Below are 25,088 nucleotides of genomic sequence, written 5' to 3'. Positions count from 1 at the left end.
GGAATATCGCCTATCTTTTTCTCTGGATGAAAGGAAAAAAGATGACGCTCTCTATTGTTGCAGCCTCCAGGCATGGGTCAGCGCACAAGGTAGCGCGAGCTATTGCCGCGAGTGTGCACGATGGCCAAGAAGAACAAGTCATAGATGCGGACGCATTGGATCTTGACGTACTCGCTGCAGCACAAGTGGTGGTTATCGTCTCAAGCATCTACAAAGGCACACTTGAAGTTATTCGTCAAGCACCAACGATTGCCTCGCTGATCACTCAAAAGGATGTTGCCCTTGTTACGGTTGGGCTGACAGATCCTGAAAGTGATGATCGGCGAGAGGCGATTACACGATCTGAACTGGCGTCTCATGCCAGGTCAATGACAGAGTTTGATTTACTTGGGGCACTCGAACCGCGTGAATTGGGCGTTACTGACCGGATGCTCACGCGGTTCTTGGCAGCCAATTTGAAACGTAAGCCGGTGCTCACAAACCAAGAACGCCGATTTATTAATGCGGCTGAAGGTGGTATTGACCTCGTAGATCTCGCCGAAATTGATCCCGTACTTGAATGGATTGATGTACACACCGGAGGGGCCGGTAGGCTCTCCTCATGAGTGATCAACCCAACCGTCAACCATCTGAACAAGAAATTATGGCCATGATCGCGCAATTGCGTGAGGCCCCCGTCCGTGACATCATCCTCCAAGGCCTAGGACTTATGGTGAGTGGTGCGGAAGCAAAATTGGGTCGACAAGATGCGCGCATCATTATCGATGTTGTGGCTGCGGTTGTAGAAACCGCCGGCGATCAACTCGGTGATGTGCAGAGTCAGATCGAAACTATGGTCGCCGAATTAAAGACCGCACAGGTACAAGCTGAGGCAAAACTAGCTGAGGCGGGTGAACAAGGTGGTGATGACTCAGCCACGTCAGTTTCATCACCCAGTACACCGCCAGCGAAGGAAAAGAAACAAACCGATAAGTTGTGGATTCCCGGTAAGTAGTGCCACTGAACCGTACAACCCAGGCTTGCCTGGGTTGTTTGTGTATGCGGTGCAAACGACAACCTCATGCTATGCTGTGTCGCCTATCAAGTGGGAGTGGTCCCCGCCGGTAACGCAAGTGACCCGGCTCAGAGCGTGAGAACATCCTCAACCGATGTCGCTTCAAACGACCGCTGCTGCAGCAGGGTCGTTTTTTCGATTCTGTACCCAACGATCAGGAGGCGACATGCCCAAGCAAAAAACCCATTCGGGTGCAAAGGACCGGTTCCGTGTTACACGCAACGGCAAGGTGATGCACCGTAAGCAAAATCGTAACCACCTTGCTGAACACAAGCCGCAGCGCCGCAAGCTTCGTCTCCGCTCTGACGAAGCGTTGGCCAATGGTTCTGAAGCAAAGACCATCAAGCGGATGTTGGGCCAGTAGGTCGGCATAGGACTGAGGAGAGTTAAATGGCACGAGTAAAGCGCGGCGTTCACGCCCGTAAACACCACCGCACAATCATGAAGCGCGCCAAGGGGTTCCGCGGCGCCCGCAGCCGCCGGTTCCGCGTAGCAAATGAAACGATTTTGCATGCCGATCACTACGCAACCCGTGACCGCCGTGCGCGTAAGCGTGACTTCCGTAAATTGTGGATCACCCGAATCAATGCCGGGTCACGTCTCCACGGATTGAGCTATTCCAAGTTCATGTACGGGTTGAAGAAGGCAGAGATTTTGCTTGATCGTAAAGTCCTTGCTGACCTCGCGGTTCATAACCCAACCGCCTTTGGCAGCCTGGTTGATGCCGCAAAGGCCCAGCTGTAATCATGACCGCCATTGATCGCGCGCCGCTTATTACATCCGTAGCTAATCCTGCGGTTAAAGCGGCCGCGAAGTTGGTGACTCGCAAGGGTCGCCGTGATCAAGGTCGATTCTTGGTTGAAGGACCGCGAGCGGTTACTGACGGAATCGACCACATTGATGAGTTATTCATCACCGAGCGATCTGCTCGTGAACATGAGCATTTGGTTGAATCGCTTGCCGCAAAAGGCGCACAAATTCGTCTCGTCAGCGATGAGGTATTGCACACGATTGCTGATACCGTCACACCCCAGGGGATGATTGGTGCAGCACCCATGCACACCGCGGTTATCGATGATGTACTTGCTACAGAACCCAAGCTGATTATTGTGCTTGACCAAGTAGCCGACCCGGGCAATGCAGGAACGATTCTGCGCACTGCTGATGCTGCCGGAGCTGATGCCGTAGTGTATCTGAATGGTTCTACCGATCCATTCAGTCCAAAAGCAATCCGCTCTTCAGTCGGGTCGGTCTTTCATCTCCCGATCATCATTGGGGCCGATCCAGGTGAGCTGTACACAGCCTTAGCGACGTCATCCATGACAATCTTCGCAGCACAAGTGCACGAGGGTGAAGATGTATTTTCAATATCAGTGGATGGACCTATCGCACTGGTTTTTGGTGGTGAAGCGAGCGGATTGAGCCAGACCACGGTGGATTCGGCGAACCGCCTTGTCCGCATCCCGATGCCCTCAACTCAACGCCCTGGCTATCACGGTCACGCAGAAAGCTTGAATTTATCGGCTGCGGCGGCGATTATGACCTTTGCGATTGCACGCGCCCAATAGGCAACAGCCAGAAGACTCGCGTTGAGCGAGAGGGCAATGGACCACCCAGAAGGGTGGTCCATTTGTATATCCAACGGACGATAGGTGATAACTCGCCTCAAGTATTCTCTGCGTTTTTACGCTTTGCTTCCTTTGCAGCTTCTACGGCAGCGGTATCAGCCATAACTTTCGCGTGGGCTTCTTCACGAAGGATATCAAAGTCAAGGTCGTGCCCTTCAGGGAACCGGGCATGAATCCACTTATACATGACCCACATGAAGATGAACCAAATGGGCAATGCGATGAGCGTCTTGCGGGCATCAGGGTCCACCGCCAAGATGGCAAAAAGAACGGCGAAGAACACTAATGTCGCATAGGTGGCTGGTATCCCACCCAACATCGGGAATTTGGATTCGGCATGGCGATCAGGGTGCTTCTTGCGATATTGCAAGTAGCAAATCATGATCAACACCCAGACCGTGATATACAGCACCGCAGATGCCCCGGCGACGATATCGAATGCTTTAGCCATTGATTCTGAGAATGACAAGGCAACTGCAGGGCTTAAGCAAATAAGGGTAAGCATGAGCGCATTCTTTGGTACCCCGCGGCTATTCAACTTAGCGAATATCTGGGGAGCCAGGTGGTCACGGGACATGCCATACATTAAGCGGCTTGTCGAATACACCCCGGCATTGGCCGATGAAGCAGCTGAAGTGGTTACCACAAATTGCATAATGCCGGCGGCACCGGCGATACCGGCAAAGGAGAACATCGTCGTGAAAGGCGAACGCCCTGGTTCGATGTTAATCCAGGGTTCTACACACATAATGACTGCCAGACTGAGCACGTAGAACAGGATGATACGAACTGGAATTGTATTAATGGCATCAGGCAGGTTCTTTTCGGGGTTGGATGTTTCTGCTGCTGCAGTCCCGACCATTTCAATACCCTGAAAGGAATACACGCAGATCTGAACGGCTGCGAGTACACCCATAATTCCTGCTTTGGGCCAGAACCCGTACTTGAATAAGTTATTGATTGACGCAACCTCACCCGTTGGGGACGTGAAGCCAGTAACAATCAAATAGATACCCGCAATAATCAGGGCAATGATCGTCACAACCTTGATGATGGCAAACCAGAACTCCATTTCACCGAAGACGCTCACTGCCACCATATTCAACGAAATCAATACGATGATCGTGGTAATAACGGCTATGTAGTGGGGATAATCTTTGCCTAACCAAAACTCTAGGTAGGCCGCGATGACAAGGGAATCGGCAACCCCAATGATCACCCAGCAGACCCAATAGGTCCAACCCACATAAAAGCCTGCCCAGGGACCAATCAAGTCGGTCGCAAAATCGGCAAAGGTGTGATAGGCAAAGTTGGAGAGCAAAAGCTCACCCATTGCCCGCATCACGAAGAATAAAAAGCTGCCAATGATGAGGTAGAGCACCAAAATCATTGGGCCAGCAGTACTGATGGTTTTGCCTGAGCCAAAGAACAGGCCGGTGCCGATGGCACCGCCAATGGCGATGAGCTGTAAGTGCCGCTGCGAAAGCGCGCGTTTAAGCTCTTGCGGTTCTCCAGCTGTGGCTTCACCAGATGGTAAGTGATCGCTCACATTAGATCCTCTCAATTCGGGGCCAGCGCCATTGCTGACTCAGAAACTTCGGCAATCCGAATGGTGAGAGTTCACCACATCATGGGTGGAGTTACCTATTTTCGAAGCAAAGTAATTCGTATAAACGATTTGTGTTCCATGCTGTACAGGGCGTATGTCTATCTCTTGGGGTCTTGGGTACTTATCTGGCAGGCCATAAGGCCGGAGAGTTATTTAGTCTACATAACCCGATTACGGGCGGTGTGTCGCCCCGCACATGGCTTGGATCGGCTACCCTTTGCGCCCATGGAACGTATCAGTATTGACGCACTTCGTGACCGAGTAGATGGCGCGCTAACCGACATTGCCCAGGCACCAACCCTTGAGGCACTCGCGGCGTTAAAAGCCAGCCTGGTTGGCAAACAAGGCGAGATTATTGGTTTGCGTCGCCAGCTTGGTCAGTTCGATCCCGAGGATCGCAAAGTATTTGGTCAGGTGTTGAATGACCATATGGCTGCTATCGGTCAAGCCTTGGAAGCACGACAAGCGTTTCTTGAGATTGAACGAGACAATGTTGTCCTCGCAGCCGAACGTCTTGACCTGACTTTACCTGCACGTAAACCAGCTCGGGGCAGCTTACATCCGCTTACTGAAACCCTTGAACAGATCCTTGACGTACTTTGTGGTCTTGGGTATGAGATTGTGCGTGGAGTTGAAGTCGAGAGTGAATGGTTTAACTTTGACGCCCTCAATGCTCCAGAAGATCATCCCTCACGGGGATTAACGGACACGATTTATGTGCACGAGTTCGATACGGCACAAACCCGTGAAGACGGTACTACTCCGATGTTGATGCGCCCACAGACCAGTCCTATGCAGATTCGAACAATGCTCGACCGTGAGCCACCACTTGCTGTAGCCATACCAGGGCGTGTTTACCGCCAGGACACCCCCGATGCAACCCACGTACCGGTCTTTCACCAAATAGAAGGGCTGACCATTGGCACTGACATCTCAATGGCAGATCTCTTTGGCACATTGACTGCATTTGCACGTACCCAAGTTGGCGACAAAACAAGATTCCGGTTCCGGCCCCACTACTTCCCCTTTACCGAGCCAAGTGTTGAATTAGATGCCTGGATCGAAGACCCCTCCCACCCCGATGGTGGCAAATGGGTTGAAATGCTTGGTGCTGGCATGGTGCATCCCAATGTCTTGCGTAATGGGGGTATTGACCCTGAGCAATGGCAAGGATTTGCCTTCGGGATTGGTATTGAACGCACGGCCATGGTGCGCTACGGCGTTCCTGACCTCCGTCTATTTGCTGACAACGATTTGCGACTCTTACACAGTTTTGCCTAGGAGTGATCATGAAGGTATGTATTTCTTGGTTACGTGAATATGTCGATACGGATCTCAGTGCCCATGCCATTGCCGATATCTTTACGCTTCTTGGCTTTGAAGTTGAACGTGTCTGGCAGCCCCTCGCAGAAGTAGAAGGCGTGGTGGCCGTACAGGTCGAAGAAAAGACTCCGGTAGAGGGGTCTAACAAACTCAATATGTGCAAGGTCTTTGACGGTACAAACCATCACATGATTATCTGTGGTGCCTCGAACTATGACGTTGGTGCGGTTGTTCCAGGCGCACTTCCTGGGGCGGTACTTCCGGGCGGGTTCACGATCGGGCGACGCAAGATGATGGGGCTCGTATCCAATGGGATGTTAGCGAGTGCAAAAGAACTCGGGATTGGTGACGATAGCGCAGGTATTTGGGTCCTTGGAGACCACGCCCCTGCACTGGGTACCAATATCGCCCAGTGGCTTGGCCTCGATGAGTGGGTATTAGATATTGACATCACACCCCATAGCGGCCATGCCGCAACCATTTGGGGTCTTGCACGAGAATTAGCCGCGAAAACAGGTGCACCGCTCAAGGCCCCCCTTTCATCACATCAGGTACCAGAACCAGTTACCCCAATTGAAGGGCTCCCAAAGGTTGTCATCGAAGAACCCAGCGAGTGCCGACGGTTTGACGGGCGACTCATTACCGACTTAACCGTGCAGCCATCGCCGCCTCAGGTACAAGTGCGCTTGGCATTAAGTGGTTTCAGGCCAATCAACGCCGTGGTCGATGCCACCAACTACGCCATGCTGGAAACGGGTCATCCCACCCATGCGTTTGATGCGAGCACGGTACACGGAGATATTCGGGTACGAAACGCGAATGAACACGAAACCCTGCTTACCTTGGACGATACTGAACGGACTCTTGTTCCTGATGATGTCGTAATCGCTGATGATGCTGGTGCGATTGCCATCGCGGGGGTGATGGGTGGTGCCCGAACCGAGGTGACCGAAGAAACGACAACGGTCTACCTTGAGACCGCGGCATGGGACCCGCGTCGGGTTCTACGTACCGCACGTCGCCACCAGCTCTTTAGTGAGGCACGGGCGCGGTTTGAACGTCGGGTTTCTGCTGAGACGGTGCCACTTGGTGCCCAGCGGGTGACCGACCTCTTGCATGCGTGGAGCGGGGGAACGGTGGTCGGCGGTGCGGATTATTACCCCATCCCGGATCAACCAGTGACGATCACTATTGACCCGGCATATGTCCGACGATTGATTGGGGTCCCCATCGAGAATGCTGAACAAATCAGGATTTTGCATGCCCTTGAATGCCGAGTTGATACCTGTGACGAAGGGCTTCTCGCCGTTGTTCCACCTCCATGGCGACCCGATTTGACAATTGCCGCTGATCTCGTTGAGGAAATTGCGCGCGTTTACGGGTACGACCAGATTGAGCCACGCGTGCCAGCCACGGGTAAACCCGGTAGGCGCGGACCAGACCATCAAGCTGAACTCGCTATTCGAGAACGATTAGCTGGAGCCGGCTGGACTGAAGTATTGTCCTACCCATTTACGAGCATGAAGGCCTTGGAACAGCTAGGACTTGATGCCAACGATTCACGTTTAGACCCGGTGCGTTTGGTGAATCCACTGAGCCGTGATGAAGAGGTCTTGCGCACCACCATGGTTTGTGGCCTTGCCGAGGTACTTGCTAAAAATGTGAATCGTGGTGCACCCCAAGTTGCCGTTTTTGAAATTGGCCATGTCTTTATTCGTCCGACTGCGATGGAACCTGCCTTTGATGGTGGGCCAACAGGAGTGACGTTACCCGCTGAACCACACATGGTTGCGTTGGCTGCTTGTGGGCTATTCGGTCCGGCCCGTCACGGAGAGCCTACGCATCAAGCAGATGTCTATGACCTCACGGGGGCATTGGCGACGATGATCGATGGGTTAGGGTTCGATCCTAATGTGCTCACCTTGAGCCCGACTAGCGAGATGCCGTACCATCCTGGGCGTGCCGCCGTGATCACTGGACCAGCAGGCGAGTACTTAGGCACATTAGGGGAGTGGCATCCTCGAGTGCTTAAGGCGTTTAATCTGCCTGCTCGGAGTATTTTTGCTGAGATCCGTCTGGACAGACTCATTGCGCTTGACGCCCCTCGCCGACAAGCCACAATCCCTAGTCCTCTCCCTGGGTTGCGATTTGATGTGGCGGTCGTCACTGATCGTGACGAACCATACCGTAAGGTGTATGACGTTGTCCGTGCTGCGGCTGGAGATCGTCTCACCAATATCGGGCTCTTCGACGTCTATGAAGGATCGTCCTTGGGCGAAGGTAAACGCTCATTAGCGTTCAACGTAGCTCTGGACGATGCCACCACACAGTTAACCGACAACGAAGAAGCGGCTGCCATCGCTGCTATCCGTGACGCAGTGAACGAGCAGGGCTGGGAATTCCGCGGACGATAGATTTGTAAGACTTCAGCGGGTGAGCATGAATGCTCACCCGCTGAGCTTGTGTGCCAACCAACGATGACCAGGCAATTCGATAAGAACCGGTGCCCACCTATCTGCATCTAGCACGTTCCTATCCAATTGGCTGGATGGAACCTACGCATCTGTCCCTACCTCTATGGGCCACTTGGACGAGGTCTGTTGGTCCTTTGCATGGAATCCAAAAAACATGCGGGCTGTAATGTGCATCGGTACAGCAGATTTGTTATGCCATAGTCACCATGCAGCAATGGGGCTGCCTTTAGAAGGAGAAAAACATGAAGGTTGGTATTCCATCAGAAATTAAGAACAACGAGTTCCGTGTAGGGATCACCCCTGCTGGTGTGAAGGATCTCGTCACCAATGGCCATGAAGTTCAGGTGCAAGTCGGTGCTGGTCTTGGCTCCGGTATCCCTGATGAAGCCTATATTGCCCAGGGCGCCAAGATGATTCCAACTGCAGAGGAAGTGTGGAAATCCTCTGAAATGATCATCAAGGTCAAAGAACCGATTGCTAAGGAATATGACCTGCTTCAAGATGGTCAGCTCCTCTTCACCTACCTCCATTTGGCTGCCGACAAGCCCCAAACAGAAGCACTGCTTTCTCATAATGTGACCTCAATCGCCTATGAAACAGTACTTGGTCCGAACAATAGCCTGCCCCTTCTTGCACCAATGTCTGAAATTGCTGGTCGCCTGGCACCACAGGTTGGGTCACACTTCTTGCTCAAGGCAAACGGTGGTTCAGGGGTACTCCTCGGCGGTGGTTCAGGTGTCCGCCGCGGCAAAGTGGTTGTCCTTGGTGGCGGTGTTGCTGGTTTCTTCGCTGCTCGTGTTGCCAACGGGATGGGCGGTGACGTCACCGTCTTTGACGTGAACCCCAAGCGCATGCAGTACATCGATGAAGTCACCCTCGGCCAGGTACGTACGCTGTTCTCCTCTGCGCTTGCCGTTGAAGAGGCAGTAGCTGAAGCCGATCTTGTGGTTGGTGCTGTGCTCATTCCAGGTGCTGCAGCTCCGAAATTGGTGACCAATGAGATGGTCAAGAATATGAAGCCAGGTTCTGTACTGGTCGATATTGCCATAGACCAGGGCGGCTGCTTCGAAGATAGCCACGCAACCACGCATGATGATCCCGTGTTTAAGGTTCATAACTCAACGATCTATGCGGTTGCGAATATGCCTGGTGCGGTGCCATACACCTCAACCTATGCCTTGACCAATGCCACGATGCGCTATGCCGTAGCGTTGGCCAATAAGGGTTGGAAGGAAGCCTGCAAGTCAGTTCCTGGTTTGATTGATGGCCTTGCAACCCATGGTGGCAAGCTGTACAGCCCACCTGTTGGTGAAGCACTCGGGATTGATGCGGTAGCACCGCAAGAAGCCCTGTAACCATAGTGTGCCAGGTAACTACCCTGGCAGCCAAACACGAATGCCGATCCAGCAGGGTCGGCGTTTGTGCTCATAGGAGGAATACACATGACGACAGCATGGAAAACAAAACCTGAAGCACCTGTGACCCCTCCAAATCTTCGAGGTGCATGGGCCGCAGTGAACCTTGAACAAATTCGAGAGAATATACGCATCTTGGACGCGCACAGCAAAGCGAAACGGCTCTGCGCCATTGTGAAAGCTGATGCCTACGGACATGGAGCACCAGCAGTCGGTAAAGCAGCCCTAGAAGCGGGGGCTGATCGCCTTGGGGTTGCGACGATTCTTGAAGGAGTTGAACTCCGTAAGTCAGGGATTACCGCCCCCATATTGGTCCTGAGCGAAGTTCCGGTGTCATCTGCCCCCGTACTCGTTGAATATGACCTGACCCCAGCGCTCTTTACACAAGGTCTAGCAGATGCTATTGCCAATGTTGTTCGGGCAACGATGCAAGACCCCCATCCTGTTCATCTGAAATTAGAAACAGGGATGGGTCGTGTCGGGTTAGTGCCTGAAGAAGTAGCTGATGCGGCTGAGTACCTCAGTCACTTACCTGAACTTCGTTTTGAGGGGGTATTTAGCCACTTTGCGTGTGCAGATGAAGCGGACTTGACCTCCACACACCGTCAGCATGAAATATTTATGTCGAGCTTGTCAGCCTTGCGCAAAGCAGGTATTGATCCTGAGATTGTCCATATTGCCAACTCGGCAGCCACGCTAGCGCTCCCCGAATACCATCACGACATGGTGCGCCCTGGTCTGAGTATCTATGGCTATTCTCCTGCACCACATATTGATGGCCTCGGTATTAAACCGTGCATGGCGATTACTGGACTGGTCAATCTGGTGAAAGCAGTACCAAAAGGTACGTCTGTCTCGTATGGACATACGTGGACGGCCAAGAACGATACGGTGATCGCTTCCTTACCTATCGGCTATGCCGATGGGGTACGCCGTGCCCTGTCCAGTACGGGTGAAGTATGGTTGAACGGTCGTCGTGTCCCTATCGTTGGTCGAGTCTGTATGGACCAACTGCTCCTTGATCTTGGTCCCAACGCAGAAGACGCGGTTGGTGACCAGGTGTGGCTACTTGGTGGTACGGATGGTGCCCCAGATGCAGATGATTGGGCACAGTGGGCAGACACCATTAGTTGGGAGATTCTTGCGGGATTGGGCAACCGTCTTGAACGTGTGCTCACCTAGCTGGGTATTGGCATGAGATAGAGACACAAATCAGGACACCCGCCTTGATATGGCGGGTGTCCTGTATAGGTGGAATTAAGAAACCGTACTGACTTGTTTCTTGTTTGGACCCCAGAGATTGGTCCAGGCAACCCAGAGCATAAAGACCATGACGAGAAGACCGCCATATCCCAAAACCGGATAGACCTGGCCGACAAGATCGGAGAATCCAAATTGGCTTAACAGCACGCCAATCACACTGACAATAATCATCACGACGACGTGATTTTGATTATTAATTTGGGGAATGGCACGCAAACGGGAAACCGTGCCAAAGAAACAGCTGATGGCCGTGGAATATAGTCCAAAGAACAGCAATACCGAATAGACATACCGCATAGCTGGATGAATATTTCCAGCCAACTCAACCATGGGGTATGCCTCTTGGCCCACGACGGCTGCATTGAGGCTCATCGCACCATAGACAACAAGGGCACCTGCACCAAGGCCAATGGCACCTACGAGAATCCCTGTCATGATTGACTTGGGGGTTCTAGCATGGTTCCCCAGGGGAACTAGCACGGCGATGGCGAGCTGGAAATTAAAGGCCACGTACAAGATGCCATTGATAAACCAGTGTTGTAAGAGGCCTGAGCTAATGACTTCATCATTGCCCGTACTCCCGCCAGGCAAGGGGTTAATCACAAACCAAATACCGACAAGAATGGCTCCCACAATGAGGATAGGAACCATGAACTCTTGGGCTTTTACAAGCCCATCAATACCCCATAGCAAGTTGAGGACAACGAGTACACCAACCCCGATAGACCCAACGATTGATGGTACTCCAAAGAGCTTATTGACTAGCCCACCAGCGCCAGCCACCATAATGATGAAGGTCCCAAAGAGTGTGACCGTAATCATCACGTCACAGTAAATACGGGGAAAAGGGTTCGTGGTTGGATTAATTGCCACCCCGTACTCATCTGTCTTCAGCACGTTACCTAGTTGCAGGCTGACCAGGCCAAACAAGAAGAACAGTGCCGTTGCCACAATGATCGACATGGCCCCCATAGGACCAATCGCAACGAAATACTGTAGAACCTCGTTTCCTGATGCAAAACCCGCGCCGATGATTGTTCCAATGAACGTCGCCGCTATACCAAAGGCGGTGACCCTCGTATCGGTATCGCTCATCTTTCTCCTCCTTAATCCTGTTAGATCGCAACGCCCGGTAAAGGGTTTGCTGGAATAAAGATGAACACGGCGTCACTAGGCAGGGCAAATGCCTGGCAAGGTTTTTTGAGTCCTCGGGCATTTTGCCACCAAATGTTATGACCATTGATAGGCAAGAACCTAAATCTAGATGTATGAGTATACAAAATATGGTATATTTTTTGCTATGGTTTTTTCCTTCCATCAGCCTGTTCGGTCCCCGTATCTGCGTACCGCAATCGTCGGTGTGTCTGGTTTTGCAGGGTTAACCGCGCTGCGATTGCTTGAAAATCACCCAGTTTTTTCAGTAACCACGGTTTGTGCAGGTAGCCAAGCAGGTCAAGCGCTCCACGCCATATGGCCGCATTTGGCTGGCATAGCAGACCTCACCAATGTGGTGGTCAAGCCTTCGACTGGTGATGTATTGGAAGGGCATGATGTGGTGTTTTTAGCCACACCGCACGATGTGGCCGCCCAATTAGCAGGTCCGCTCGTGAACCAAGGAGCCTTGGTAGTTGATCTTTCAGGTGGACATCGATTAAGTGGGGCAGGCATGATCGAATGGTATGGCCTTACTCATCCTCACTCGGAACTCCTCCCGGCGATATATGGCCTTCCAGAATTAGTGGACCTTCGTGAAGCCCGTTTAATTGCTGGTCCGGGGTGTTACCCGACGGCCACGGTATTGGGGTTGGCCCCATTCCTTGATGTGATTGACCTCACCTCCATTTCAACGGTGGGCTTAAGTGGACTGAGTGGTGCTGGTCGATTGGCCACTGAGCCATTCTCGTTTGTCGCCGCGAATGAAAATACAAGGGTGTATGGTTCGCCTGGTCATCGGCATACCCCAGAGATTGAACGCATCTTGGGTGAGCTCAGCCAACGAACACAACCCCCAATCCGGTTCACCCCCCATGTTGTGCCACAAACAGCTGGCCTCGTTGCCACGAGCACGGCAGACCTCATCGCACCGGTGGATCCGCTCCAACAACTACGTGACTATTACGCTGACCAGCCATTTATAACGGTCATACCATCGTGGCCAGAAACGGGGGCCGTTGTTGGGTCGAACCGTGCGATGGTGCACGCTCAAGTGGATACCCGCGCAAATAGTCTGATCGTGAGTTGCGCGATTGATAACACCATTAAGGGTGCGTCAGGCCAAGGCATCCAAGCGGCCAATGCGGCGCTTGGGTTGGATCAAACACTGGGATTGCCCCGTGTCGGCACGTACTTATAACGCGAAGGCATCACCATGTTCATCACTTCTCCTCTAGATCGCGCGCATGGAATCACCCGTGCTCAAGGCTTCCAAGCCGCGAGTACCTATGCGGGTCTGCGTGCTAGTCAACGTGATGACCTCACCGTGATCGTTGCCCAATCAGCCGTCCAATGTGCAGTGGTATCCACATCGAATAAGGTCAAAGCAGCTCCGATTCGACTGAATCTTGAGCACCTAGCCCAATCTAATCATCAGGCTCGTGCCGTGGTTATTAACACCGCAAATGCGAATGCATGTACCGGTGCGCCTGGAATGGATACGGCGCGACAGACTGCGACAGCATTGGCTGACTTGCTTGATGAACCGACCTATCACGTCTTAGTCGCGAGTACTGGCATCATCGGTGAGCCGCTAGAGGCTGCACCTATCGTTCGTGCACTCCCTGCTCTTGTACACCAACTCGGTAGAGGAGAGCCAGTTGATCATCGTGTAGCCAAGGCCATTATGACGACGGACACGGTACCTAAATTGGCGTCGGTCACGCTCCAAGAACACGGGGCTGATCCCGTTGTCATAGGTGGAATGGCAAAAGGGAGTGGCATGATCTCACCAGGAATGGCGACCACGATCACCGTGATTACAACGGATGCCAACCTTTCCCATGATGACCTCTCCAATGCCTTAACCCAGGCAACGCAAGCGTCCTTTAACCGCATCAATGTTGATGGGGCAATGAGTACGAATGACACAATCATCTTGTTAGCAAGTGGCCTAGCTGGACCCGTAGATCCCATCCCGTTTACCCAAGCACTGACGGATGTATGCGCAGATCTTGCGTACCAAGTGATTGCTGACGGTGAAGGAGCCACCCAGGTCGTGAAAGTGATGGTGACCGGGGCAGCTGCTGATGCGCAGGCCGACCAGGCCGCACGTCATATCGGTGCTGATCTTCTCGTCCGAACGGCTTTTGCCGGTCGTGACCCAAATTGGGGGAGACTCGTTGCGGCAGCGGGTGCAAGTGGTGTTGACCTGGACCCTAATGAGCTGCGGGTCATGATTGCGGGCACAACCCTGTGTGAACACAGCCTGCCGTTGCCCATTGACCGCGATCTGGTGAGTGCCCAGATGGACCAACCCTACGTAGAACTGAGCGTTGATCTTGGGGTCGGCCAAGGCAGTGGTTGGGTACTCGTAAATGATCTCACCAAAGCCTATATCACTATTAACGCTGAGTACACCACGTAGGAATCTATGGATACGACCTCATCGCTTACCCGCCGCGAACACGCTCAATTTAAGGCCAATATTCTTGCCGAAGCATTGCCATGGATGACAACCTGGGCAGGACGCACGGTTGTGTTGAAAATTGGTGGTAACGCTATTGCTGATGCCAATAGCCAAGTTGCCATCAATATGGCCGAGGATGTTGCCATGTTGCACACCTTAGGTATCCGGCTCGTTGTTGTACATGGCGGTGGTCCCCAAATCAGTGCGCTTGCTGACCAATTCAATTACAAACCTCAGTTTGCTGATGGTATGCGTGTAACTGATGACGAAATGATGACCATTGTGCAAACGGCGATGTGCGGCCAAGTGAATCCGATGATTGTTCGCCTGGTTGCTGACCGTGGTGTTCGTGCGGTAGGGCTAGCTGGAACGGACGCAAACTGTTTGACGGCCCATCCTCGACCGGGGTTTGGACGGGCTGGGGATATCACAGCGGTAGACCCAACCGTCATTACGACATTACTTGATGCCAATATAGTGCCCGTGATCGCACCTATTAGTCGGGGTGATGATGGGGGACTGGTCAATGTCAATGCTGATGCGGCTGCAGGTGCAATTGCGGCAGCCATCCGCGCCGACAAAGTAATTGTGTTAACCAACATTGAGGGGTTGTACACCGATTTTGGTACGCCAAAGGCTTCACTCGTCAACACGATTTCAACGTCAGAACTGCATACGCTCATTCAATCTGGCACGGTTGAACAAGGCATGATTCCCAAACTCAATGCCCTTCACGACGCGGTTGTGGCTGGAGTTCCACAAGGGCATATGTTGGATGGGCAAGAAAGCCACGCCGTATTGCTCGAGATTTTTACCGATGATGGGATCGGCACGATGGTTCTTCCCGATGATGCATCCAAGGAATGATGATGGATTCTGATGTACTGATGCCGACGTATGGGCAACCACCAATCACTGCTATTTCAGGTAATGGCTGCTGGTTGACTACCGAAACGGGTGAAACACTCCTTGACGGGTATGCCGGCATTGCAGTGAGTTCACTGGGCCATGCCCATCCCGCCATGGTCACTGCCGTATCTGAACAAGTCCGAACCCTGGCCCATGTATCAAACTTGATTGGGAGCGAACCGGCGCTGGCATTGGCTGCCAAACTGAATGCCATCAGCGGGTGGAAGGATGGGCGAACATTCTTCTGTAATAGTGGTACTGAGGCAAATGAGGCAGCACTGAAACTTGCGCACCGATACGGAACAATGCGTGACCCCAAAAAACGTCATGTCGTTTCATTGAAGAATGCCTTTCATGGACGAACTCGCGGTTCGTTGCGGATAACGAGTCATTCGCCAAAAACAGATGCGTTTGAACCCCTCGGGGATTGGAATACACAAGTAAGTGATGCGGCTGAGTTACGTGAAGCGGTCACCGATAGCACGTGCGCAGTCATTCTCGAAGTCATCCAAGGTGAAGGTGGGGTTGTTCCCGTTGACGAACATTTGTTACAAACAGCCCGCGAACAATGCGATCACTATGATGCGTTATTGATCATTGATGAAGTTCAAACGGGTATTGGACGGACCGGAGCGTGGTTTGGATTTCAAACAACCTCAGTAGAACCAGATGTGATAACGCTAGCCAAAGGATTGGGTGGCGGTATCCCTATTGGTGCAGTCGTTGCACACGGCAAGGCAGCGACTGCCTTTCACCACGGTGACCATGGGTCAACCTTTGGAGGCAATCTTGTGGCATGTGCCGCTGCGCTCGCGGTCATCACCACGATTGAACAAGAGGGGCTGCTCGCCCATGTCCTGGACATGGAGCGCGTCTTGTGTGCAGGACTTGATGCCATTGTGGCCGACCATGACTTAGCCATGAGTCATCGTGGACGAGGGCTATTGCATGCTCTTGTGCTCAGTGATGATGTCGCTGAATCTGTTGTGATGCGTGCGATCAACCACGGACTGTTAGTCAATAACGTTCGGCCAAATGCGATTCGTATTGCCCCGGCATTAACGATCACGGAGCACGAAGTGACCCAACTGCTAGAACGATTAGGAGCTTGCCTGTGAGTAATGCCTCTCAACCCGTATCTCGTGAGGATCGGCACCGGCTGATTCTGTCGTATCTCTCTCGCTATGACATCTCTAGCCAAACCCAATTGGTGACGTATCTGCGGAGTGATGGCGTAGATGTCCGTCAAGCCACCATTAGCCGTGACCTTGACGCCCTGGGAGTGTTTAAGGTGCGACTCGCTAACGGAGATGAGATTTATCGGCCACCGGGCCGTCCAGATCTATCCGGTGTACTGCGCATGTACGCCTTGATGATTGAAGGGAGCGGCCAGCTCTGTGTGGTGCGTACCCCACCTGGGTCTGGTCCACCTGTCGCCGCAGCCATCGATGGTGCTGATCTGCCCGATGTACTCGCGACTATTCAAGGTGACGATACGGTTCTCATCATTGCACGTGAGCCAGCAAGCGGTCATGACATCGCTGCCGCGCTTAATACCCATATTCATATTTCCCCGTCAGCATAAAAGGAGACTCCATGTCAAAGAAACTCGTGCTCGCGTACTCCGGTGGGCTTGATACCAGCGTGGCCATTGAATGGCTCAAGATTCATAAAGGCTACGAGGTCATCGCATGTGCGATGGATGTTGGTCAAGCTGCCGAAGGGGAAATGGAACGAATCCGCCAGCGTGCTCTGGATTGTGGCGCCAGCGATGCCGTCATTTTTGACGCACGCGCCGAGTTTGCGGATCAATTTGTTGCTGCTTGTATTCGGGCAAACGGGAAATACATGGGGAAGTATCCCCTCGTCAGTGCGTTGAGCCGTCCACTCATCGTGAAGCATCTGGTAGAGGTAGCAAAGGCCCATGGAGCTGATGCCATTGCCCATGGCTGCACCGGTAAAGGCAACGACCAAGTGCGGTTTGATGTAGCCGCGATGGCCCTTGCTCCACATCTAACTGTTGAAGCACCCATTCGAGAATGGGGGCTCACCCGTGATGCAGCCCTTGACTTTGCTGCCGAACATGGGATTCCCGTTGTTGCCAAAAAGGAGAACCCTTACTCCATTGATGAAAACCTGTGGGGTCGAGCTGCTGAGTGTGGTGCACTAGAAGATCCCTGGGTGGCGCCACCCAGTGATATTTATGCCATGACTACCCACCCGGTTGATGCTCCTGATACTCCTGAAGAGGTTGAGTTGACCTTCGCTGGGGGCATCCCGGTGGCACTTGATGGGCAGGTGATGGATCTCTTTTCAATCATCGCTACATTAAATACCCGTGCTGGTGCTCACGGGATTGGTCGTCTCGATATGGTTGAAGACCGTCTTGTAGGGATCAAGAGTCGTGAGGTCTATGAGTTTCCAGCGGCGGCCGTCATCATGGCGGCCCATGAAGAATTAGAAAACTTGACGGTTGAAACGGAACTTGCCGTTGGTATGAAGGATGCGAGCGCCGTCTGGGCCAAACTTGTGTATAACGGACTCTGGTATGGCCCGTATAAACAAGCTCTTGATGCGTTCTTCATGCAAGCTAATACCTCCATTGAAGGTGATGTTCGGCTCAGCATGTACAAAGGCACCGTCGCCCCAACCGGCCGACGTTCAGAGAAAAGCCTCTATCAACGTGGCTTGGCTACCTATGACGCCAGTGATGAGTTCGATCACTCCATGGCCCTTGGATTTGTCAAATTATGGGGCTTACCGACCAAGGTCTGGGCTGAAACCAATGGAGACCAATGATGTCCACAGAAAACCAACCATATGGGGCCACGAGTGCGGGGCGACTTTGGGGTGCCCGTTTTAGTGATGGCCCTGCTCAAGCAGCGTGGGAACTCGGTGTATCCATTGCGACAGACCATCGGATGTGGCCCTACGATCTTGCGAGTTCCACAGCTCATGCTGATGAATTGCTCCGCATTGGGGTATTGACTGCTGCTGACCATGCGGCCATAACGGGTGCCTTAGACACGATTCGTGAATCCTTTGCCCTTGGGGAGTTTGAATACACCCCAGATGATGAAGATATTCATGGGGCAATTGAGCGTCGGCTTGTGGAATTACTTGGTGAAACGGGGGGCAGGTTACGTGCCGGGCGTAGCCGGAATGACCAAGTCATCAACGATGCGAGGCTATGGCTGGCCCAGGCGATTGATGACCAACGCGCTGGATTAAAACATGTCATTACCACCCTTGCTGATCAGGCGGCGCTACATGCCGAGGCCATTGCCCCTGGGTTTACCCATCTCCAACGTGCGCAGCCGGTGACCATTGGGCATCACCTTGCCGCATACGGATGGATGCTGGCGCGTGACCTGGACCGCCTTCACGATTGCAAGGACCGAATCATGGCGGTGTCACCGCTCGGGTCAGGGGCATTGGCAGGGTTGACCTTACCGCTTGATCCGATGCAGTATGCCCAAGCCTTGGGCTATACGGGTATCGCACCCAATTCGATGGATGCGGTTGCTGACCGCGACTTCATGGTTGAATACCTTGCTGCGGTGGCCATTATCGGTATGCACCTCAGTCGGTTATGTGAGGACATTATCTTGTGGTCGAGTGTGGAGTTTGGCTGGGCCCGCTGTTCAGACGCTTTTTCCACTGGCTCGAGCATCATGCCTCAAAAACGTAATCCCGATATTGCTGAACTTGTTCGCGGCAAGGCCGGGCGGTTGTTTGGGGCAGTCCAAGCGCTATTAACGATGTGTAAAGGGCTGCCATTGACCTATAACCGAGACTTACAAGAAGACAAAGTTGTGCTCTTTGATGCCGCCGACACGCTTGATGTGGTGTTGCCCGCCGTGGCTGGGATGATTGAGGGGCTGACCTTTAATACGACACATGTGGCGGCAGGGGCTGGTGGTGGGTTTGCGATGGCCACTGATATTGCCGAGGCGCTCGTACGTGCAGGAATGCCATTCCGACAGGCCCACGAGGTCGTGGGATCTTTGGTCGCCAGTTGTGAAGCTGAAGGTATCGACATTATTGACTTATCCCCTGCACAGCTTGCTGAACGGGTACCGGCATTACAGGGGCTTGACACTGCGGCATTAAGCGCCTTAGTCAACCCTCACGCTGGTGTCGCACGGCGTAATGCACCAAATGGTGCCGGTGCAGTACGGGAACAAGTTGTGCGGTTGAGAGCTGCTATCAGCTAGTACGCCATAACCGATTCATGGATTGCAGGGTGAGTTTTCTCATTGCCATGCGGTCCATGTTCGGTTCATGGCCTAGCCTTGTGCCATGTTTTGGTATAACCACGAGCTTTCTCGAACGTTTGAAGATTTGGCCCGACGGGCACAAATAGCTGGGGAATCAGTGTTCCGAACCCGGGCCTATGAGAAAGCCGCAGTAACTATCCGGCTGTTGTCGGAAGATATCACGGCTATGGACCGTGAAGCTATTGCTGCCCTTCCAGGAGTTGGGGCTGCAACGGCTGAAAAAATTGACCAGTGGTTGCGTACTGGCATTATCGACGAACTCGAAACCTATCGCGCTCAAATCCCCGATGGTGTGGTTATCCTGACGAATATCCCTGGGTTGGGGGTTAAAACTGCGGCTCGCCTCCATCGTGAACTTGGTATAGACAGTCTTCAAACACTCGCGGATGCCATTACTGATGGTCGTATTGCATCCTTACCCCGAATGGGTAAGAAAAGCGTAGATAAACTTGCAGATGGGTTGCGGGCCTATCTAGCCCTACGAGCGAACGGTTTCCCTACCTTCGATGGGTTAACGCTCGAAGCACATATACATCAAGTGGTCCATGCCCTTGACCCTGATGCCCAAGTCACCACAGTAGGAGACTGGCGTCGTGGGAAATTGTATTTCAAGGTTCTGGAATTCACCGTCGCCTCAGACGTTATCCCCACGCTCATTAAAGGCATCGTACTCGACCGAGCCTGTGCCGATCTCCTCACGGCAGAAGATGACTTCTTACTCTTTAAATCACCCGCAGGCATTCCGGTTGCGATCACGCTGACGACACCTGCGCGGTATGGCATTGACGTACTCACGACGACTGGGCCAGATGCCCATGTATCGACCGTGATGGACCGTTTATCTGACCCTAACGCCCCCTATCCCACTGAAGCTGCCGTGTACGAAGCAGCGGGGCTCCAACCGGTGAAACCAACCTTACGAGAGCGGAGTGACATCCTTGACCTCGCGGCTGAAGGGACTATTCCCGATGTTGTGACGGTAGCCGACTTAGTTGGGGATCTTCATGGGCATTCAACGTGGAGCGGTGATGGATTGAATAGCCTGATTGAGATGGCCACACGAGCCAAAGACAATGGGTTGGAGTATTGGGCAGCCACCGATCATGCTGAAGATCTTGCCATCAATGGACTGTCTCCTGAACAAGTCCTTGCGCGACGAAAGGAGCTAGCTGGTATTGGGGATTCCCTCGGTATCACGATTCTTGATGGGTCAGAGTTAAATATCGGAATGTCTGGTGAGGTTGATTACAACCCGGAGATCTTGGCGGCATTTGACTGGACGGTGGCAAGTGTGCACAACAATCTTGAGGCTGATCCAGGGATACAGACTGATCGGATTCTTACTGCGATTACAAATCCATTCGTCAATTGCATCGGCCATCTTCGCGGGCGAAAGGTGGGGCAGCGTCCGGGGTTTGAGGTTGAATTAGCCGCCATTTTGGAGGCATGTCGTGAGACGGGTACGGCTTTAGAGATTAATGCCCACCCCGTTCGTCTCGATATTGATGCACCCATCATTGAGGCGGCGATCAAGGCGAGAGTCACTCTCACGATTAGCTGTGATGCTCACGATCTAGCGAGCCTGGGCTATGCCCGTTTTGGGGTTTGGCAAGCGCAGCGGGCCTTGGCTCTGCCAGCTCATATTTTGAACTGTCAACCTATTGAGGCAGTCCGTGCATTTGTGAATGCAAAACGTCGCTAGCAGGTCGGCAAAGGAATTCGTATAAACGAGTCGGTAGCCGATAGCGAGACGGCTACCGACTTAGTGGTTCACCACGGTAATCGGCAGCTATACCGCGCTAGGGAATGGTGATATTCCAGCGAACCGAACCGACAAACGGTTCATCCCAAATCAAGGTGTACGCACCACGTTGTCCACTGTCCTCAAAACAAACTTCACCGGCCACCGTGTCGCCTGGTTCTAGCGTTGTTAGCGGGATATTGCGTCCCGATGAAAAGATGGCTGGGGAAGTACGGCTGTGATCTGGTGCGGCTAATTCGAAGGCATAACTATTGATCGACCAGGACCGGTCACCACTGCTGGCAAAGGTTGCGGTTGTACACAGCAGTGGTTTTGTTCCCGTGAACTCATCTTGGCTCGGTGAAAATGCGGTGATCGTAATCGTTCCTCGTGCTGTTTGCTGGGTGAGTGGGTCTGCATCAGGCGCTGGACCGGGGTCTGGTGCAGGTGGCTGAGCCGCTGGTTCTTGTGTGGGCTCAGGTGGTGAGACTGGCGCTGGTGGTGTGGGCGGGGTTGATAGTTCTGATAGCGGTGGGGTGGAGGGTGGCCTTGTTGACGGTGCTGTTGAAGCGCTCGCAGTAACGGTCACAGTCGCCCTGGGCGTAGGCGGCGTTGAATCACGATTTGATTGGATTATTGCTGCACCTGATACACAACCACTTACACATCCGCTGAGGAATAGACCGATTGCACTTGCGATGATGACTGGTTTTGATCGCCGTTTGACGGCAGGTTCGGGTGAACCAGACGGTGTAACGGGTGGTTTTGGTGGTGCTCCCCAACGGCCTGTAGGTGGAGGTGGTGTGGTACCCGAGGTGCCGTCTTGGTTAGTTGTTTCACCGTTAGCTGTGGAGTCTGCCGGATCGGATGAGAAAGGAGAGTTTGTTGACATAGCTTCCTCGCTTGAAGATATAACTGATTACCTGCCAAAAGATTATTTCAATATGTAATAAAATGCAAGAAAAATAATCAGAAAATGGGTAATGGATTTTGGGATAGTCAAAAAGTGGCTAATCGAGTATGGCTATACCAGAGTGCCCCCACATTCGTCATGAATGGGGGGTTGTATAGCAGGAAGCTAATTCCCTGGGGTGCGGGCTGGTGTTGGCTTCTTTTCGGGCGAAACTAGGAGCGTTGCTTGGCTATAAGGAGGTGCCCCTTGGGTGCCCGGATTTGGTGTTTGCGCCCACACCACACCTGGAGGTACCTGGTCATTGGCTTGTTCTGTGACCGTAACGCGGAGGCCAACATCCTCCATTGCCTGTGTCGCTGTATCAGCCTTTAGCCCAACTACGTTGGGTACGGTGATCCTGTCGGGTGCTGTGGGTTCAACACAAACGCTTGTCGGCTCTTGGCCCGCAGGGAAATCAATCTCAGCTAAGAGTGCTGGTGGGGTGTTAGGGTTCGGTAGACAACCCCGTGTCTTATCGATCAGTACGCGAACTCGTTCCCCCTCGGGCACGGTAAAGGGGCGCAGATTGATTTGGCGTTCAATGCCAGACACGGTTTGGCCTGCAATCATGGCAGGCCAATTGGCCCCACTCACTTCAATTGGGGTAACTGGAGGCCGTAGGGGTGTTTGGGCTTGGGGGTCACCAACCCAGACGGCTACGGCCACATCCCGAGTAAACCCTGTGAACCAGGCATCACTATTGTTTTGGCTCGTCCCTGTTTTTCCGGCAAAGGGGCGACCGATATCTGCCGCATGGCCGGTACCTTCGTCAACAACGGCGGTCATGGCCCGTGTTGTCGCCCATGCCACCGCAGGCTCAACTGTGCGGGTGCCCTTTCCTGTGGCGCCCTCATATACAACCTGACCATGTTCATCGGTGATCTTCGACACAACGGTCGGTGCATGATACAAGCCACCAGTTGCCAACGTCGCTTGGACACTAGCCATATCCATTACAGTTAATTCACCTGCACCTAGTGCGATAGCTGGACTATCGGGCAACGGGTGGGTGATGCCGAGGTCGGTCGCCATCTGTTTCACGGCAGGTACACCTATGTCATTCATAACCTGGGCGTAGACGGTATTCACGCTAAATGCCGTTGCGGCGCGTAAATCCAACGCTCCATAGGCTGCACCTCCAGCGTTATTGACTGTCCAGGCTGGTCCGTTGGGATTGGAACGGTCTGGAAGGGTAATGGATGCCGGGGCTGGATAGCTTTGGTCAAGGTTGATTCCACTCCGCAAAGCAGCCGCTAATACGACGGGTTTGAAGGTTGAACCAGGCTGACGAATCGCCTGTGCCGCTAAGTTCAGGGAGGCTGCAGGCCGATTGGGATCCTTTGAGCCACTCACCATGGCCTTCACGTAGCCGGTGTCTGGGTCGATGGCGACCACTGCCGCTTGGGCCTGAGAACCTGTGGCAATCTGCGCGTTGACTGCCGCTTCGGCTGACTGTTGCCAACGAGGGTCGATCGTGGTGTGAATGGTCAACCCACCGCCAAATATTCTTGATGCACGATCGGCCGGGGTATCACCCAAGGTATGAAAGGCTGGGTCATGTTGAAGGCGATGGACGATCCACGCGGTCACGGCATCCATTCCACTGGCCCGCTCATTGATAGCCAAACCTAAGTCAGCCTCTTTAGCCTGATCGGCCTCTGCCCGAGTAATCGCCTTCGTCTCCACCATGGCGTCCAGCACACGGTTGCGTCGTGTTTTGGCCCCGTCAGGATTCTCTCGAGGGTCAAACGAGGTTGGTGCAGCAATCATTCCGGCGAGTAGCGCGGATTGGGGCAACGTTAACGCATCAGGCGTGGTTGAAAACCAATAACTGCTGGCCGCTCCCACACCATAATTACCAGCCCCTAAATAAATGAGATTGAGGTACTCCTCCAATATCTGTTCTTTAGACCACTGGCTTTCGAGCTGGAGGCTTAACGATGCTTCTTTAATCTTGCGCTGCCAGGTACGGTCTGAGCCAATAATCGCATTTTTGACGAGCTGTTGGGTGATAGTGGACCCACCTTGCACAATTTTTCCTGCCGCAAGGTCCACACCAAACGCACGGATGATGGCTTTGGGTTCAAGCCCATCATGGTCCATAAACCCACGGTCCTCTATCGCCAGCACACTTTGTACAAGATAGGGGTGTATCTGTGAAAGGGTGACGGGTACACGATCTTGTGGGCCATGGAGTCGTGTAACGATGCCCCCCGATGCATCGACTAATGAAGAGGTTTTTGGCTGGGGGGCAATCGTTTGCAGATTGGACGTTGAGCGCACCACCGCCACCCCATACTTGCCAAGGGCAATGTTGAAGCCATCTTCCTGGTGGGAGTCAGGAAATAATGACCATGCCAATAGCCCCAGCCCAAGCATGCCTAACCCCACCACTATGAACTGTCCACGACGGTATCCGCGTCGAGAGGATACGAACCGACGATCAACGATCGGAAAGGGCAGGTCTGGGTTATCCCGATGAGGTAAAAACCCAATGATTTCAGGCATTACGTGAGCTTACCTTTGCGCATTCATCATGGAAGTCAAAATAATCTTTGGAAAGGGGTTGCGGACCCTCTGTACATAGGTACTATATTCCTTCCGCCGCACGGGAGACCGCGTAGCGGGACGGGACAAGTTGACGATCTGATCGACCGACTTGAACCAACATAAACCCGATACCGAATCATTTTGATTGCCTGGTCGACGTTTATTACTGACTTCCGGTGTTTCTTAACTGTACAGTGTGTTTGTTTTGCACTTTTTGTTGTGAGCATGTTTGTACTTGGATACCGCATTTTGTTTGTGGTGTTTGGTT

General features: G+C 53.0%; 21 protein-coding genes. 17 read left to right on the top strand and 4 right to left on the bottom strand.

Annotation, left to right across the window (positions count from 1 at the left end):
* Positions 1–41 precede the first annotated feature (41 nt).
* From VCU37_RS08860 to VCU37_RS08840, 5 genes are all read left to right on the top strand, one after another.
* Positions 42–605: a flavodoxin domain-containing protein gene (locus VCU37_RS08860; protein ID WP_336250292.1), complete on the top strand. Its 564-nt coding sequence runs from the start codon at positions 42–44 to the stop codon at positions 603–605.
* Positions 602–994, top strand: coding sequence for a hypothetical protein (locus tag VCU37_RS08855; protein WP_336250291.1), 393 nt, complete (start codon positions 602–604; stop codon positions 992–994). The genes VCU37_RS08860 and VCU37_RS08855 overlap by 4 nt, the downstream gene beginning before the upstream one ends.
* Before the next feature lie 226 nt (positions 995–1,220).
* Positions 1,221–1,418: a 50S ribosomal protein L35 gene (gene rpmI / locus VCU37_RS08850; RefSeq protein ID WP_336250290.1), complete on the top strand. Its 198-nt coding sequence runs from the start codon at positions 1,221–1,223 to the stop codon at positions 1,416–1,418.
* A 26-nt stretch (positions 1,419–1,444) separates the two neighbouring features.
* On the top strand, positions 1,445–1,798 hold the full coding sequence (gene rplT / locus VCU37_RS08845) for a 50S ribosomal protein L20 (RefSeq protein WP_336250289.1): 354 nt from the start codon (positions 1,445–1,447) through the stop codon (positions 1,796–1,798).
* 2 nt (positions 1,799–1,800) lie between these two features.
* A complete protein-coding gene (locus VCU37_RS08840) occupies positions 1,801–2,622 on the top strand; it encodes a TrmH family RNA methyltransferase (RefSeq protein ID WP_336250288.1) in 822 nt (273 codons plus the stop codon).
* Positions 2,623–2,719: 97 nt separating this feature from the next.
* Here the strand turns inward: VCU37_RS08840 and VCU37_RS08835 are convergent, their stop codons facing one another.
* On the bottom strand, positions 2,720–4,231 hold the full coding sequence (locus VCU37_RS08835; RefSeq protein ID WP_336250287.1) for an amino acid permease: 1,512 nt from the start codon (positions 4,229–4,231) through the stop codon (positions 2,720–2,722).
* A 285-nt stretch (positions 4,232–4,516) separates the two neighbouring features.
* On the opposite strand from VCU37_RS08835, the gene pheS reads away from it, so the two are divergent.
* The 4 genes from pheS (at position 4,517) to alr (ending at position 10,685) form a co-directional block, all read left to right on the top strand.
* Positions 4,517–5,572, top strand: coding sequence for a phenylalanine--tRNA ligase subunit alpha (gene pheS / locus VCU37_RS08830; RefSeq protein ID WP_336250286.1), 1,056 nt, complete (start codon positions 4,517–4,519; stop codon positions 5,570–5,572).
* Between the two features lie 8 nt (positions 5,573–5,580).
* Positions 5,581–8,028, top strand: coding sequence for a phenylalanine--tRNA ligase subunit beta (pheT, locus tag VCU37_RS08825; protein WP_336250285.1), 2,448 nt, complete (start codon positions 5,581–5,583; stop codon positions 8,026–8,028).
* A 302-nt stretch (positions 8,029–8,330) separates the two neighbouring features.
* Entirely contained in the window at positions 8,331–9,443 is a 1,113-nt protein-coding gene (gene ald / locus VCU37_RS08820) for an alanine dehydrogenase (protein WP_336250284.1), read from the top strand.
* Between the two features lie 87 nt (positions 9,444–9,530).
* On the top strand, positions 9,531–10,685 hold the full coding sequence (gene alr / locus VCU37_RS08815; RefSeq protein ID WP_336250283.1) for an alanine racemase: 1,155 nt from the start codon (positions 9,531–9,533) through the stop codon (positions 10,683–10,685).
* A 75-nt stretch (positions 10,686–10,760) separates the two neighbouring features.
* Here alr and VCU37_RS08810 read toward each other — a convergent pair whose 3' ends face one another.
* The gene (locus tag VCU37_RS08810; protein WP_336250282.1) at positions 10,761–11,861 is read right to left on the bottom strand and encodes a YkvI family membrane protein; all 1,101 of its coding nucleotides are present in this window, start codon (positions 11,859–11,861) and stop codon (positions 10,761–10,763) included.
* Between the two features lie 205 nt (positions 11,862–12,066).
* Between VCU37_RS08810 and argC the strand changes: the two genes are divergently transcribed.
* The 8 genes from argC to VCU37_RS08770 all read left to right on the top strand — a co-directional run bounded on the left by argC (position 12,067) and on the right by VCU37_RS08770 (position 21,279).
* Entirely contained in the window at positions 12,067–13,119 is a 1,053-nt protein-coding gene (gene argC, locus VCU37_RS08805; protein WP_336250281.1) for an N-acetyl-gamma-glutamyl-phosphate reductase, read from the top strand.
* A gap of 15 nt (positions 13,120–13,134) precedes the next feature.
* On the top strand, positions 13,135–14,346 hold the full coding sequence (gene argJ, locus VCU37_RS08800; RefSeq protein WP_336250280.1) for a bifunctional glutamate N-acetyltransferase/amino-acid acetyltransferase ArgJ: 1,212 nt from the start codon (positions 13,135–13,137) through the stop codon (positions 14,344–14,346).
* Between the two features lie 6 nt (positions 14,347–14,352).
* Positions 14,353–15,255: an acetylglutamate kinase gene (argB, locus tag VCU37_RS08795; RefSeq protein WP_336250279.1), complete on the top strand. Its 903-nt coding sequence runs from the start codon at positions 14,353–14,355 to the stop codon at positions 15,253–15,255.
* 2 nt (positions 15,256–15,257) lie between these two features.
* The gene (locus VCU37_RS08790) at positions 15,258–16,415 is read left to right on the top strand and encodes an acetylornithine transaminase (protein ID WP_336250278.1); all 1,158 of its coding nucleotides are present in this window, start codon (positions 15,258–15,260) and stop codon (positions 16,413–16,415) included.
* Positions 16,412–16,882, top strand: a complete 471-nt coding sequence (locus tag VCU37_RS08785; RefSeq protein ID WP_336250277.1) for an arginine repressor — start codon at positions 16,412–16,414, stop codon at positions 16,880–16,882. The genes VCU37_RS08790 and VCU37_RS08785 overlap by 4 nt, the downstream gene beginning before the upstream one ends.
* An 11-nt stretch (positions 16,883–16,893) precedes the next feature.
* Entirely contained in the window at positions 16,894–18,096 is a 1,203-nt protein-coding gene (locus tag VCU37_RS08780) for an argininosuccinate synthase (RefSeq protein WP_336250276.1), read from the top strand.
* Positions 18,093–19,514: an argininosuccinate lyase gene (gene argH, locus VCU37_RS08775; RefSeq protein ID WP_336250275.1), complete on the top strand. Its 1,422-nt coding sequence runs from the start codon at positions 18,093–18,095 to the stop codon at positions 19,512–19,514. The genes VCU37_RS08780 and argH overlap by 4 nt, the downstream gene beginning before the upstream one ends.
* 85 nt (positions 19,515–19,599) lie before the next feature.
* Positions 19,600–21,279: a helix-hairpin-helix domain-containing protein gene (locus VCU37_RS08770; RefSeq protein ID WP_336250274.1), complete on the top strand. Its 1,680-nt coding sequence runs from the start codon at positions 19,600–19,602 to the stop codon at positions 21,277–21,279.
* A gap of 97 nt (positions 21,280–21,376) precedes the next feature.
* Here the strand turns inward: VCU37_RS08770 and VCU37_RS08765 are convergent, their stop codons facing one another.
* Both VCU37_RS08765 and VCU37_RS08760 read right to left on the bottom strand, forming a co-directional pair.
* Positions 21,377–22,210 carry a DUF4352 domain-containing protein gene (locus VCU37_RS08765; RefSeq protein WP_336250273.1) on the bottom strand — a complete coding sequence of 278 codons (834 nt, stop codon included), beginning with the start codon at positions 22,208–22,210 and terminating at the stop codon, positions 21,377–21,379.
* Between the two features lie 186 nt (positions 22,211–22,396).
* Positions 22,397–24,778, bottom strand: a complete 2,382-nt coding sequence (locus tag VCU37_RS08760; protein ID WP_336250272.1) for a penicillin-binding protein — start codon at positions 24,776–24,778, stop codon at positions 22,397–22,399.
* Positions 24,779–25,088: the final 310 nt, after the last annotated feature.

Source organism: Stomatohabitans albus, from assembly GCF_036336025.1.
Taxonomy (GTDB): Bacteria; Actinomycetota; Nitriliruptoria; order Euzebyales; family Euzebyaceae; genus Stomatohabitans; species Stomatohabitans albus.
The sequence above is the reverse complement of the archived record's forward strand: the minus strand, read 5'-3'. Positions and strand labels throughout refer to the sequence as shown.

Coding starts and splice junctions, on each gene's coding strand:
- VCU37_RS08860 (WP_336250292.1), top strand. CDS start 42: ATGACGCTCTCTATTGTTGCAGCCTCCAGGCATGGGTCAGCGCACAAG.
- VCU37_RS08855 (WP_336250291.1), top strand. CDS start 602: ATGAGTGATCAACCCAACCGTCAACCATCTGAACAAGAAATTATGGCC.
- rpmI (WP_336250290.1), top strand. CDS start 1,221: ATGCCCAAGCAAAAAACCCATTCGGGTGCAAAGGACCGGTTCCGTGTT.
- rplT (WP_336250289.1), top strand. CDS start 1,445: ATGGCACGAGTAAAGCGCGGCGTTCACGCCCGTAAACACCACCGCACA.
- VCU37_RS08840 (WP_336250288.1), top strand. CDS start 1,801: ATGACCGCCATTGATCGCGCGCCGCTTATTACATCCGTAGCTAATCCT.
- pheS (WP_336250286.1), top strand. CDS start 4,517: ATGGAACGTATCAGTATTGACGCACTTCGTGACCGAGTAGATGGCGCG.
- pheT (WP_336250285.1), top strand. CDS start 5,581: ATGAAGGTATGTATTTCTTGGTTACGTGAATATGTCGATACGGATCTC.
- ald (WP_336250284.1), top strand. CDS start 8,331: ATGAAGGTTGGTATTCCATCAGAAATTAAGAACAACGAGTTCCGTGTA.
- alr (WP_336250283.1), top strand. CDS start 9,531: ATGACGACAGCATGGAAAACAAAACCTGAAGCACCTGTGACCCCTCCA.
- VCU37_RS08810 (WP_336250282.1), bottom strand. CDS start 11,861: ATGAGCGATACCGATACGAGGGTCACCGCCTTTGGTATAGCGGCGACG.
- argC (WP_336250281.1), top strand. CDS start 12,067: ATGGTTTTTTCCTTCCATCAGCCTGTTCGGTCCCCGTATCTGCGTACC.
- argJ (WP_336250280.1), top strand. CDS start 13,135: ATGTTCATCACTTCTCCTCTAGATCGCGCGCATGGAATCACCCGTGCT.
- argB (WP_336250279.1), top strand. CDS start 14,353: ATGGATACGACCTCATCGCTTACCCGCCGCGAACACGCTCAATTTAAG.
- VCU37_RS08790 (WP_336250278.1), top strand. CDS start 15,258: ATGGATTCTGATGTACTGATGCCGACGTATGGGCAACCACCAATCACT.
- VCU37_RS08780 (WP_336250276.1), top strand. CDS start 16,894: ATGTCAAAGAAACTCGTGCTCGCGTACTCCGGTGGGCTTGATACCAGC.
- argH (WP_336250275.1), top strand. CDS start 18,093: ATGATGTCCACAGAAAACCAACCATATGGGGCCACGAGTGCGGGGCGA.
- VCU37_RS08770 (WP_336250274.1), top strand. CDS start 19,600: ATGTTTTGGTATAACCACGAGCTTTCTCGAACGTTTGAAGATTTGGCC.
- VCU37_RS08765 (WP_336250273.1), bottom strand. CDS start 22,210: ATGTCAACAAACTCTCCTTTCTCATCCGATCCGGCAGACTCCACAGCT.
- VCU37_RS08760 (WP_336250272.1), bottom strand. CDS start 24,778: ATGCCTGAAATCATTGGGTTTTTACCTCATCGGGATAACCCAGACCTG.